17 protein-coding genes are annotated in these 11,852 nt (G+C 44.7%); all 17 read left to right on the top strand.

Going from position 1 to position 11,852, the window contains the following annotated elements:
• The first annotated feature begins 34 nt into the window (after positions 1-34).
• The 17 genes from ACSSU7_RS08150 (at position 35) to tatC (ending at position 11,850) form a co-directional block, all read left to right on the top strand.
• Positions 35-286 (top strand): BolA family protein, encoded by a 252-nt coding sequence (locus ACSSU7_RS08150; RefSeq protein ID WP_135278050.1) that lies wholly within the window; start codon positions 35-37, stop codon positions 284-286.
• A gap of 68 nt (positions 287-354) precedes the next feature.
• Positions 355-666, top strand: a complete 312-nt coding sequence (grxD, locus tag ACSSU7_RS08145; protein WP_492516020.1) for a Grx4 family monothiol glutaredoxin — start codon at positions 355-357, stop codon at positions 664-666.
• Positions 667-1,932, top strand: coding sequence for a UDP-N-acetylglucosamine 1-carboxyvinyltransferase (gene murA / locus ACSSU7_RS08140; protein WP_492516019.1), 1,266 nt, complete (start codon positions 667-669; stop codon positions 1,930-1,932).
• 13 nt (positions 1,933-1,945) lie between these two features.
• Positions 1,946-2,590, top strand: coding sequence for an ATP phosphoribosyltransferase (gene hisG / locus ACSSU7_RS08135; RefSeq protein ID WP_135278044.1), 645 nt, complete (start codon positions 1,946-1,948; stop codon positions 2,588-2,590).
• A gap of 23 nt (positions 2,591-2,613) precedes the next feature.
• Positions 2,614-3,909 carry a histidinol dehydrogenase gene (gene hisD, locus ACSSU7_RS08130; RefSeq protein ID WP_492516018.1) on the top strand — a complete coding sequence of 432 codons (1,296 nt, stop codon included), beginning with the start codon at positions 2,614-2,616 and terminating at the stop codon, positions 3,907-3,909.
• Between the two features lie 138 nt (positions 3,910-4,047).
• Positions 4,048-5,112, top strand: a complete 1,065-nt coding sequence (gene hisC / locus ACSSU7_RS08125) for a histidinol-phosphate transaminase (RefSeq protein WP_492516017.1) — start codon at positions 4,048-4,050, stop codon at positions 5,110-5,112.
• 267 nt (positions 5,113-5,379) lie between these two features.
• Positions 5,380-6,057 (top strand): 3-hexulose-6-phosphate synthase, encoded by a 678-nt coding sequence (gene hxlA, locus ACSSU7_RS08120; RefSeq protein ID WP_492516016.1) that lies wholly within the window; start codon positions 5,380-5,382, stop codon positions 6,055-6,057.
• 138 nt (positions 6,058-6,195) lie between these two features.
• Complete coding sequence (gene hisB, locus ACSSU7_RS08115) at positions 6,196-6,783, top strand: imidazoleglycerol-phosphate dehydratase HisB (protein WP_492516015.1); 588 nt, start codon at positions 6,196-6,198, stop codon at positions 6,781-6,783.
• 49 nt (positions 6,784-6,832) lie between these two features.
• The gene (hisH, locus tag ACSSU7_RS08110) at positions 6,833-7,495 is read left to right on the top strand and encodes an imidazole glycerol phosphate synthase subunit HisH (protein WP_492516014.1); all 663 of its coding nucleotides are present in this window, start codon (positions 6,833-6,835) and stop codon (positions 7,493-7,495) included.
• 68 nt (positions 7,496-7,563) lie between these two features.
• Positions 7,564-8,304, top strand: a complete 741-nt coding sequence (gene hisA / locus ACSSU7_RS08105; RefSeq protein WP_492516013.1) for a 1-(5-phosphoribosyl)-5-[(5-phosphoribosylamino)methylideneamino]imidazole-4-carboxamide isomerase — start codon at positions 7,564-7,566, stop codon at positions 8,302-8,304.
• A 10-nt stretch (positions 8,305-8,314) separates the two neighbouring features.
• Positions 8,315-9,082, top strand: coding sequence for an imidazole glycerol phosphate synthase subunit HisF (hisF, locus tag ACSSU7_RS08100; protein ID WP_492516012.1), 768 nt, complete (start codon positions 8,315-8,317; stop codon positions 9,080-9,082).
• Between the two features lie 91 nt (positions 9,083-9,173).
• Entirely contained in the window at positions 9,174-9,560 is a 387-nt protein-coding gene (gene hisI, locus ACSSU7_RS08095; RefSeq protein WP_492516011.1) for a phosphoribosyl-AMP cyclohydrolase, read from the top strand.
• A 4-nt stretch (positions 9,561-9,564) separates the two neighbouring features.
• On the top strand, positions 9,565-9,882 hold the full coding sequence (locus ACSSU7_RS08090; RefSeq protein ID WP_492517780.1) for a phosphoribosyl-ATP diphosphatase: 318 nt from the start codon (positions 9,565-9,567) through the stop codon (positions 9,880-9,882).
• An 80-nt stretch (positions 9,883-9,962) separates the two neighbouring features.
• Positions 9,963-10,301, top strand: a complete 339-nt coding sequence (locus tag ACSSU7_RS08085; protein WP_492516010.1) for a histidine triad nucleotide-binding protein — start codon at positions 9,963-9,965, stop codon at positions 10,299-10,301.
• A 29-nt stretch (positions 10,302-10,330) separates the two neighbouring features.
• Positions 10,331-10,687 (top strand): Sec-independent protein translocase subunit TatA, encoded by a 357-nt coding sequence (tatA, locus tag ACSSU7_RS08080; RefSeq protein ID WP_492516009.1) that lies wholly within the window; start codon positions 10,331-10,333, stop codon positions 10,685-10,687.
• Between the two features lie 54 nt (positions 10,688-10,741).
• Entirely contained in the window at positions 10,742-11,101 is a 360-nt protein-coding gene (gene tatB, locus ACSSU7_RS08075) for a Sec-independent protein translocase protein TatB (protein WP_492516008.1), read from the top strand.
• 8 nt (positions 11,102-11,109) lie between these two features.
• A complete protein-coding gene (tatC, locus tag ACSSU7_RS08070) occupies positions 11,110-11,850 on the top strand; it encodes a twin-arginine translocase subunit TatC (RefSeq protein ID WP_492516007.1) in 741 nt (246 codons plus the stop codon).
• The last annotated feature ends 2 nt before the right edge of the window (positions 11,851-11,852 follow it).

Below are 11,852 nucleotides of genomic sequence, written 5' to 3'. Positions count from 1 at the left end.
TTTAGCTAGTTGAATAATTAAAGGTGAGTGACACGTGTTAAGTGCCCAGCAGTTAGAAACATACATCACGCAAAATTTGGCGTGTGATTATATAAAAGTATTAGGTGATGACGGTACGCATTTTGAGGCGGTAATTGTCAGCCCTGAATTTGTTGGTAAGACCATGGTTAAGCAGCATCAATTGGTGTACGCAGCATTAGGCGACAGGATGAGAGCGGAGATTCACGCCCTCTCAATGCAAACTTTAACCCCAGAAGCGTGGTTGAAATTGCAAGCTAACAACTAAGGCTAAAGTGTGTCTAACCAAGTGTCGGTAAAAAGTTTTGTAATATAGTTTTGTAATTAGGATAAATAATGGATACGCAGGAATTAATCAGAAGTCAGGTAACAGGTAACCCAGTAGTGCTGTACATGAAAGGTAGTCCAAAATTTCCACAATGTGGTTTCTCAAACTTGGCAACGCAAATCCTCAATGCATGTAACGTAGAGTACGTGGCAGTTGATGTGTTGGCAGATCAAAATATCCGTGAAGGTATTAAGTCTTATGCAAATTGGCCAACCATCCCACAGTTGTATATTAACGGTGAGTTCATTGGTGGTTCAGACATTATGCGTGCCATGTACGAAAGTGGTGAGTTGCAAACATTATTGAATGCGACCAAATAATTGGACAAACTGCTGATTACAGGCGGTAATCGCCTTCATGGTGAGGTGGTGGTTTCTGGTGCCAAAAATGCGGCATTGCCGATTTTGTGCGCAGCATTACTAGCAGAAACTCCATTACACCTATCTAGTGTACCAGCCCTTAAGGATGTAGGCTCAACCATTAAGCTTTTGGAGCAAATGGGTGTAAAAGCTGAGCGTAATGCAGACAAGGTGTCGTTAGATGCCAGTGTGATTCACACGAAAGAGGCGCCGTATGAAATGGTTAAAACCATGCGTGCGTCTATTTTGGTATTGGGTCCGCTGTTGGCGCGTTTTGGACATGCCCGTGTTTCGCTGCCTGGCGGCTGTGCTATCGGCTCACGTCCGGTAGATTTGCACATCAAGGGCCTGCAGGCTATGGGTGCTGAAATTCATATCGAGCACGGCTACATTGAGGCAACTACTAAGCACTTGCCTAATCAGCGCTTGCAAGGTGCGCGCTATTATATGGATTTAGTGACCGTTACTGGTACTGAAAACCTGATGATGGCCGCAGCATTGGCAAATGGCACTACTGTATTAGAGAACGCAGCAAAAGAGCCTGAAGTTGTCGATATGGCAGAGTGCCTGATTAAAATGGGTGCAAAAATCACCGGTGCAGGTACTGATGTAATTACCATTGAAGGCGTAGAGCGCCTATCAGGCGCTACGCATAACGTAGTGTGTGATCGCATTGAGGCGGGCACTTATATGGTGGCCGTAGCAATGACCGGCGGCGAGGTTACCTTGCGTAATGTGCAAACGCATTTGCTAGATGCAGTAATCGAGAAGTTGCGCGAAGCTGGCGCTACGGTGACATCTGATGCTGACAGCATTACTGTGAAAAGTGATGGCCAGTTAAAAGCGGTAAATATTCGTACCGCACCACATCCAGCATTCCCAACTGATATGCAGGCGCAGTTTATGGCGCTTAATACCATTGCGACTGGTGTATCTAAAGTCACAGAAACAATCTTTGAAAATCGCTTTATGCATGTACAAGAAATGCAGCGTTTGGGTGCGGATATTGATGTGGATGGTAATACCGCCTTAGTTAAAGGTGTGTCATTTTTAGATGGCGCTACCGTAATGGCAACTGATTTACGCGCTTCAGCAAGTTTGGTATTGGCAGGGTTAGTGGCACGTGGTGACACGGTGATTGAGCGTATCTACCATTTAGATCGTGGTTATGAAAACTTGGAAGCTAAGCTAAATGCCTTAGGTGCCAACGTAAAGCGAATAGCATAGAGAATACTGAAATATGATTACGATAGCACTTTCAAAGGGCAGAATTTTTGAAGAGACTGCGCCACTATTGGCTGCAGCAGGCATTCATGCGGCTGAAGATCCTGAGTCATCGCGTAAGTTAATTATAGAAACAAACCGCCCTGACGTGCGTTTGATTATCGTACGTGCGACCGATGTACCAACTTATGTTCAGTATGGTGCAGCTGATTTGGGCATCGCCGGTAAGGACGTGCTGGATGAGCATGGCGGTGATGGTTTGTATCAGCCGATAGACCTGCAGATTGCAAAATGCAAGATGATGGTAGCCGTGCGTGATGATTTTGATTATTTTGGCTCGATTCGCAGTGGTGCACGCCTTAAGGTGGTAACTAAATACGTTAAAACAGCGCGTGAGCATTTTGCGGCAAAAGGCATGCACGTTGATTTAATCAAGCTGTATGGTTCAATGGAGTTAGGCCCATTAGTGGGCTTGGCTGATGTGATTGTGGACTTGGTTAGCACTGGTGGTACTTTGCGTGCTAACAAGCTGAAAGCGGTAGAAGAGGTTGGTGACATCAGCTCTAGGCTGGTGGTTAATCAGGCTTCACTGAAACTCAATCGAGATAAGTTGCAACCGATTATGGATGCATTTCAAACAGCAATTGCAAAAAATAAATAATTTAGGCACATAGGTTTAGTGATATGAAAATTAGACGTTTTTCTACTTTAGATAGCGATTTTCAGGCGAACTTAAAGCAGTTGCTTGCCTTTGAAACAGCGCAAGACGATAACATCGATGCAGTGGTTGCGAACATTTTAAAAGATGTTAAACGTCGTGGTGATGCTGCGGTGCTTGAGTATACCAATCGTTTTGATAAGACCAGTGCGAGCAAGCTCAGTGAGCTTGAAATTAGTCAGTCTGAGCTGCATGCAGCGTTGGATGGGTTGCCTGCTGAGCAGCGTACTGCATTGCAGGCTGCGGCAGACCGTGTGAAGAGTTATCATGAAAAACAGTTGATGAGCTCGTGGAGCTACACTGAGGCCGATGGCACTTTGCTTGGTCAACAGGTAACGTCACTGGATCGCGTAGGTTTATATGTGCCGGGTGGCAAGGCGGCTTATCCTTCATCAGTGTTGATGAATGCGATTCCAGCTAAAGTGGCCGGCGTGCAAGAGCTTATTATGGTGGTGCCAACGCCTAATGGTGAGAAAAATCAGTTGGTATTAGCAGCTGCCGCGGTTTGTGGTGTAGATCGTGTATTTTGTATCGGTGGTGCGCAAGCGGTAGGTGCGTTAGCGTACGGTACAGAAACCGTGCCGCAAGTGGATAAAATTGTAGGCCCAGGTAATGCCTATGTTGCTGCTGCTAAACGCCGTGTGTTTGGTGTAGTTGGTATTGATATGGTGGCTGGCCCTTCTGAAATTCTAGTAATTTGTGACGGTAAGACAGACCCGGACTGGATTGCGATGGATTTATTCTCGCAAGCCGAGCATGACGAGCTGGCGCAATCCATATTGCTAAGCCCAGATGCTGCGTTTTTAGATCAAGTCTCTGCTAGCATTCAAAAACTGGTAGAGGATATGCCGCGTAAGGATATCATCACCACTTCATTGACCGATCGCGGCGCTTTAATTCATGTACGTGATCTAGATGAAGCGGCTGAAATCAGCAACTACATCGCTCCCGAGCATTTGGAGTTGTCTGTAGAAGAGCCGTTGGCATTTAGCAAAAAAATCAAACACGCCGGTGCTATTTTTATGGGGCGTGATACCTGTGAAGCTTTAGGTGATTACTGTGCAGGGCCTAACCACGTGTTACCTACTTCACGTACTGCAAGGTTTTCATCACCACTAGGTGTTTATGATTTCCAAAAACGTTCTAGTTTAATCATGGTGTCTTCTGAAGGTGCGCAAGTGCTGGGTAAGATTGCGGCAACGTTAGCCTATGGCGAGGGCTTGCAGGCGCACGCACGTTCTGCTGAATATCGTCTTAAGTAATTCTGCAGGCGCACTTAGCATCCGCCTTTCATGATGCTGAGTGCGTTACATGGCGCATATCCGTTTGCAGATTGGTTGCCTATCCATTAATTTCGCGTTGAGTCATGTGATGACAGAGCGTATGTCTGAGGGTTTAGTATGAGTAAATATTGGAGTGATGTTGTTCATAAGCTCACCCCTTATGTGCCGGGTGAACAGCCAAAAATGAACAATTTGGTAAAACTCAATACCAATGAAAATCCTTATGGTCCAAGTCCTAAGGTGATAGAGGCTTTGAAGTTGGAAGCTGCAGAAACCTTGCGTTTATATCCAGACCCAAACTCTGACGCATTAAGAGCGGCAATCGCTAAAGTGCATCATTTAGATAGCGGCCAAGTATTCGTAGGTAACGGTTCTGATGAGGTGTTGGCACATGTGTTCCAGGCACTGTTGAAACATGCAAAGCCGTTGTTGTTTCCTGATATTACCTATAGTTTTTACCCTGTGTATTGTGGGTTATATGGTATTGATTATGAAACGATTCCACTAGCAGAAGATTTTAGCATCCGCACGGAAGATTATATAAAGCCTAACGGCGGCATTATTTTCCCCAACCCTAATGCGCCAACCGGTATGCCGCTTGCATTGGAAAAAATTGAATGGATACTGCAAAACAATACTGAATCCGTGGTTGTGATTGATGAAGCCTACGTGGATTTTGGTACAGAGTCCGCAGTAAGCCTGATTAAGCAATATCCTAACCTACTAGTGACACACACTTTATCTAAAGCACGCTCATTGGCGGGCCTGCGTGTCGGCTATGCATTGGGCTCCGCAGCATTGATTGAGGCACTGATAAGGGTTAAAGATAGCTTCAACTCTTACCCGATTGATCGCTTTGCTTCTGCCGGCGCGGTGGCGGCAATGCAGGATGTAGACTATTTTGAAGAAACCTGCCAAAAAGTAATCGCAACACGCGACGCTTTGGTGGCTAATATGCTGGCATTGGATTTTGAAGTATTGCCATCAGGCGCTAATTTCATTTTTGCAAAACATACGGCACGTGATGGCGCTGAGTTAAGTGCAAAACTGCGTGAGCATGGCATTATTGTGCGGCATTTTAAGTCGCCTAGCCGAATTGCGCCTTATCTGCGCATTACAATTGGCACAGATGAGCAATCTGTGCTCCTAATTAAAGCATTGAAAGCTGTGTTAAGCGAATAAAGCCTTTTGCCGCAGTTTTGGCGAAAATACTCAAAGTATTGCTGAAAACCAGTGTTGTTGCGGGCATTTTCTGAACTATTTAGTGTGTTCAAACTTTTTATATAGATAAAACATGCAAATTAAGCATGAAAAGTTTGAATTTTCACACGAAGTGCGGTTATGATAGCGAAATGTGCGTTTTGTGCACAATATAATAATTATTTTCAATCTGTATTTTTAACCTAGGTAAGTCATTAATCTGATTTATTATTAGTTGGAGGATGTATCGTGGCACAAACCCAAATGGCATTAGACTCATTAGATTTCGACGCAACAGTTGCTTTAGCAACTAAGGTTGCTCCACACGTGGATATTTTAGAAATTGGTACACCATGCATTAAGCATAACGGTATCAAATTGCTACAAACATTACGTGCTAAGTTCCCAAACAACAAAATCTTAGTTGACTTGAAAACAATGGATGCTGGTTTCTACGAAGCTGAGCCATTCTACAAAGCAGGTGCTGACATTTGTACAGTATTGGGTACTTCAGATATCGGTACAATCAAAGGTGTAATCGACGTTGCTAACAAATACGGTAAAAAAGCACAAGTTGACTTGATCAACGTTGCTGACAAAAAAGCACGTACACAAGAAGTTGCAAAACTAGGCGCGCATATCATTGGCGTGCACACTGGTTTAGATCAACAAGCTGCTGGTCAAACACCATTTGGTGACTTGGCTTTGGTTGCTGGCTTGAACTTAGGTCTTGAAATTTCAGTTGCTGGTGGCGTTAAAGCTGCTACTACTGCACAAGTACGTGACGCTGGCGCAACTATCATTGTTGCTGGTGCTGCAATCTACGGCGCTGCTGACCCAGCTGCTGCTGCTGCAGAAATCACTTCAATCGCTCATGGCGGTTCAACTGGTGGTTTGTTCGGCTGGATCAAAAAATTATTTAGCTAATCACTAAGTAGTTTAGTAAAAAACCCCAGCCTTAAAACTGGGGTTTTTTTATTTTAGACTTTAAATTCATCACCTAGCTATGTGTTACAACCTTGTAATGGGTTAAAATGCATGCTGATAACATAAAACATTAGACTTATGCGTAACGCTAAAATTACTAGGAACACCCTAGAAACCCAAATTACAGTGAGCATCAACTTGGATGGCACTGGTATTTCTAAATTTAACACGGGCTTAGGCTTCTTGGATCACATGCTAGACCAGATTGCACGTCATGGCATGATGGACATAGAAGTGAATGCTAAGGGTGATTTGCATATTGATGCGCACCACACAGTTGAGGATATCGGCATTACGCTAGGCCAAGCCTTTGCACAAGCGGTTGGCGATAAAAAGGGTATTCGCCGTTACGGTCACGCCTATGTGCCGTTAGATGAGGCGTTGTCAAGGGTGGTGCTGGATATTTCTGGGCGCCCTGGGCTGGAGTTTGGCTGTACTTTCACACGCGCTGCAATTGGTAATTTTGATGTGGACTTGGTGCATGAGTTTTTCCAAGGCTTTGTTAATCATGCTAATGTCACTTTGCATATTGATAACTTAAAAGGTCATAATGCACACCATCAGGCAGAAACAATATTTAAAGCCTTTGGTCGGGCGCTGCGTATGGCTGTAGAGCTGGATGCGCGTATGGCGGGTATTATGCCGTCTACAAAAGGTAGTTTATAGGTCTATCCAGACTTAACCTTGAAGAGTGATATTCGGCAACATTTAAAATATGAGTACAATTGATATTGCAGTGGTTGATTATGGCATGGGTAACTTACGCTCGGTGTCAAAAGCATTGGAGCATGTTGCACCTACAAAAAATGTAGTCGTGACGAGTAACCCTGATGACGTAGCAAACGCATCACGCGTTGTATTTCCTGGACAAGGCGCAATGCCAGATTGCATCCGTGAGTTAGATGCACGAGGTTTGCGCGGCGCCGTGCTTGATGCAGCAAAAAATAAACCGTTCTTGGGTATCTGTATTGGTTTGCAGATGTTATTTGAGCGGTCAGAAGAAGGCGATGCTGCTGGCTTAGGTTTGTTTAAGGGCAGCGTGAAACGATTTGCCCACGCCGACATGATTGATCCCCAAGGTGAGAAGCTGAAAGTGCCGCACATGGGATGGAATCAAGTGTATCAGCGTCAGCATGCTGAATCTAAAGCACATGCGCTCTGGCAAGGCATAGAGGATGGCGCTAGGTTTTATTATGTACATAGTTATTATGTGCAACCTGCAGACGATACCATTATTGAAGGCTATAGCGATTACCCCAAACGCTTTACTTGTGCGATTGCTAAAGATAATTTATTTGCAGTACAGTTTCACCCAGAAAAAAGCGCGAATGCCGGTCTGCAACTGTTGAGCAATTTTATCAATTGGTCACCTAATTAAGTTGGCCTTAACTGTATAACCAGCTATTCTCTTTTTAACTTTTTCGTAAATAAAATTTAATTCTTACTATGTTAATTATCCCAGCAATTGATTTAAAAGATGGTCACTGCGTCAGACTTAAGCAAGGCTTGATGGAAGAGTCGACCGTGTTCTCAGAAGACCCAGGCGCAATGGCTAGGCATTGGGTTGATCGCGGTGGCAAGCGTTTGCACCTTGTGGACCTGAATGGTGCCTTTGCGGGTAAGCCTGTGAATGAGGGTGCAATTAAGTCAATCGTAAGTGCTGTCGGCGGAAAAATCCCAATTCAATTGGGTGGCGGTATCCGTGATTTAGACACGATTGAGCGCTATTTAGATAGCGGTATTGACTATGTCATAATCGGTACGGCTGCGGTCAAAACCCCGGGTTTTCTGCATGAGGCTTGCTATGCATTCCCAGGGCAGATTATGGTCGGCCTAGACGCTAAGGATGGAAAAGTAGCGATTGATGGCTGGTCTAAGCTGACAGGTCATGATGTGATTGATTTGGCAAAGAAATTTGAAGACTATGGTGTTGAGTCAATTGTTTATACGGATATCGGCCGTGACGGTATGTTGACTGGTGTAAATATCGAAGCCACAGTCGCATTAGCACAAGCGCTGACAATCCCTGTAATTGCTTCAGGCGGTGTCACAAATTTAGACGATGTTAAAAAATTATGCGCGGTAGCCAGTGAAGGCATTATTGGTACGATTACCGGCCGTGCAATTTATGAAGGCACCTTAGACTTTACGGCAGCACAGAAGCTTGCCGACGAGTTAAGTGCATAAGGTTTAGTTGATGGGATTAGCCAAACGTATTATTCCTTGCTTGGATGTCACTAATGGCCGTGTGGTAAAGGGCGTTAACTTTCTTGAGCTCAGAGATGCTGGTGATCCGGTAGAGATTGCCAAGCGTTATGATGACCAGGGTGCTGATGAACTTACTTTTTTAGATATCACCGCAAGCTCAGATAACCGCGGTCTTATTTTGCATATCATTGAAGAGGTGGCTAGCCAGGTATTTATCCCGCTGACTGTTGGTGGTGGTGTGCGCGAGGTTGAAGATGTGCGCCGTCTGCTAAACGCAGGTGCAGATAAGGTGAGTATCAATACCACGGCGGTGTTAAATCCTAAAGTGGTGCAAGATGCCGCCGCTAAGTTTGGCTCACAATGTATTGTGGTTGCGATTGATGCCAAAAAAGTAGATAACCAGCCTTTCGAGTGGGAAGTGTTTACACATGGTGGCCGTAAGGCAACTGGTTTAGATGCCATAAAATGGGCTGAATATATGGTGAGTCTTGGTGCTGGGGAGTTGTTAGTAACCAGTATGGATCGGGATGGCACCAAAATTGGGTTTAATAACCCACTGAATAAAGCCATTAGCAACGCAGTAGAGGTGCCTATTATCGCCTCAGGTGGTGTTGGTAATTTACAGCATTTGGTGGATGGTGTTAAAGAAGGTGGCGCTGATGCGGTATTGGCAGCGAGTATATTCCACTATGGTGAATATACGGTCAAACAGGCCAAGGACTACATGGCACAACATGGTATTGAGATTAGGCGCTAGCAATCTCTAAAGTTGATTGGCACTCGTTTTGTTTGTGCTGTAGCTGTGTAATACTTGGATATCAACAGATATTTCAATAGATAGTGATTAGATGAATTGGTTAGATGAAGTTACTTGGGATGCCAATGGTCTGGTGCCGGTCATCGCTCAGGAGCATGACACTGGGCGAGTGTTGATGTTTGCTTGGATGAACCGTGAAGCCTTGCAATTGAGTAGCGAGACCAATCAGGCCGTTTATTGGTCAAGATCGCGTAATAAGTTGTGGCGTAAAGGCGAGGAGTCTGGCCACGTACAAAAAATACATGAGATTCGCCTAGACTGTGATGAGGATGTGATTTTGCTTAGAGTAGAACAGGTGGGCGGTATTGCTTGTCATACTGGCAGGCACAATTGCTTCTTTAAGACTTTAAAAGACGATAATTGGGTGGTAGATCAGCCTGTTATCAAAAATCCTGATGAAATTTATAAGCATGAGTAATGATATGAATGATGTGCTAAGCCGACTTTCTGAATTGCTGGAGCAGCGTAAGTCTGCCGATCCAGCCTCATCTTATGTTGCAAAGCTCTATGCTAAAGGCATGGACAGCATTTTAAAAAAGATAGGTGAAGAAGCGACTGAAACAGTGATTGCGGCCAAAGGCGGCAATAAGGATGAAATCATCTACGAAACGGCAGATTTGTGGTTTCACACCATGATTATGCTGGCAAAAGCAGATTTGAAGCCTCAGGATGTATTAGCTGAGCTCGCTAGGCGCGAGGGTTTATCTGGTATTGATGAAAAGGCTAGTCGCAACAAGTAAGATTAAAGTGGTTAATTCCGTATTGCTCCAGTTTCATCATGTTTGGCTCGATCTGTAGCAGTCAATAGAAAGAATATCAAATGAGTGCTGATTGTATTTTTTGTAAAATTGCGCAAGGCGATATCCCCTCAAAGAAGGTTTATGAGGATGATGATGTCATCGCCTTTCATGACATACACCCCATTACTAAAGTGCACTTTCTCATCGTGCCTAAGCAACATGTTGATAGTTTGGCGAGTTGTGACTCGCAACATCAGGCATTATTGGGTAAGATGTTGTTGCTAGCGCCTGAGTTGGCTAAAGAGCAGGGCTTGGCTGGTTTCCGCACTATGATTAATACTGGGCGTGAAGGTGGGCAGGAAGTGTTTCATATGCACATGCATGTATTTGGTGGTGGTAGCACCCTACCTAAAACATAGTTTAAACATATTTAATTAGGAGAGTAGCAATGGGAATCGGAGCTTGGTGGCATTGGTTGGTAGTTTTACTCATTGTAGTGCTCGTGTTCGGCACAAAAAAACTTCGTAATATTGGTGGTGATGTAGGCGGTGCAGTAAAAAATTTTAAAGACGCTGTGAATGAAGGTAAAAGTGCAGCTGCTGATACGCCTCCACAAGAGCCGATTGCAAACAACTCTGTGTTAATTGAAGGTGAAGCGGTTGCTGTAGCACCAGCAAAACCAGCGGCTAAAAAAAGAGCACCGGCAAAATCAGCGGCGGCTAGTAAAACTACCGCAACTAAAGCTAAATCAACAACAGCAAAAAAAGCACCAGCAAAAGCTAAATCTACGACTGCTGCGAAATAAACAGTATTCAATGTTGAAGTGCATCGCATCTTTGGTTTATAGGGTTTAGGCAGCATGTTTGATATTGCATTTTCTGAATTAGTTGTAATCGCGATTGTTGCGCTGATTGTCATTGGCCCTGAAAAGCTGCCTAAAGTGGCGCGCACCATCGGTACTATGGTGGGGCGTATGCAGCGCTATATGATGCAGATTAAAGAGGAGGTGAATCGTGAATCACGGTTTGCCGAGTTGCAGAAGCTGCAACAAGAAATTCAGCAGGCGACAGATAGTGCGCAAGCTGGTATCAAGAGTGGCGTAGACTACTTGGCCGAAACGGTTGACCCGCTCAATCAAAACGCTCAGCAGCAAAGTGATGATACAGCAGACCACGCTGCTAAATTGCCTGAACATTCCCCTACTTCCGTTAAAGACTAGCCACCGTTGTGACTCCTACAGAAAATTTCATCTCACACTTAATTGAGTTAAGAAACCGTTTACTGCGTATCGTAGTCGGATTTGTCGTTGTTTTTATTGCGCTGTTTCCATTCGCAAATGAAATCTATGCTTTGCTTGCCGCGCCCTTGTTAAGCAAGCTTCCAGCAGGCGGGCAGATGATTGCCACTGCGGTGACTACACCATTCTTCGTGCCGATGAAGGTTGCAATGATGGCGGCATTCTTGCTCTCATTGCCACATACCTTGTATCAAGTTTGGTCGTTTGTGGCGCCTGGCCTATATGCGCACGAGAAAAAATTCATGATTCCTATCATTCTGGCCAGTAGCTTTTTGTTTCTGTCCGGGATGGCGTTTGCCTATTTTCTTGTCTTTCCAGTAATCTTTGGTTTTATCGTGGGTACTGCGCCTGTAGGGGTTGCGGTAATGACGGATATAGGTAATTACCTAGATTTCATCATTACATTGTTCTTTGCGTTTGGCTTGGCATTTGAGGTGCCGATTGCTGTGGTAATGGCGGCGCGCTTCGGCTGGGTGACGATACATGCGCTAAAAGAAGCAAGAGGTTATGTCGTGGTTGGGGCGTTTGTGATTGCTGCGGTCGTCACACCACCAGACGTGATTTCACAATTTATGCTGGCAATGCCCATGTGGCTGCTTTATGAGTTAGGCATTGTGGTGGCAAGGTTCACTACTAAAGAAAGTGAACCTACCATTTTGCCGCCGGTTTAGTG

Source organism: Methylotenera sp. E1MeOHC1 (genome assembly GCF_058745595.1).
The sequence above is the reverse complement of the archived record's forward strand: the minus strand, read 5'-3'. Positions and strand labels throughout refer to the sequence as shown.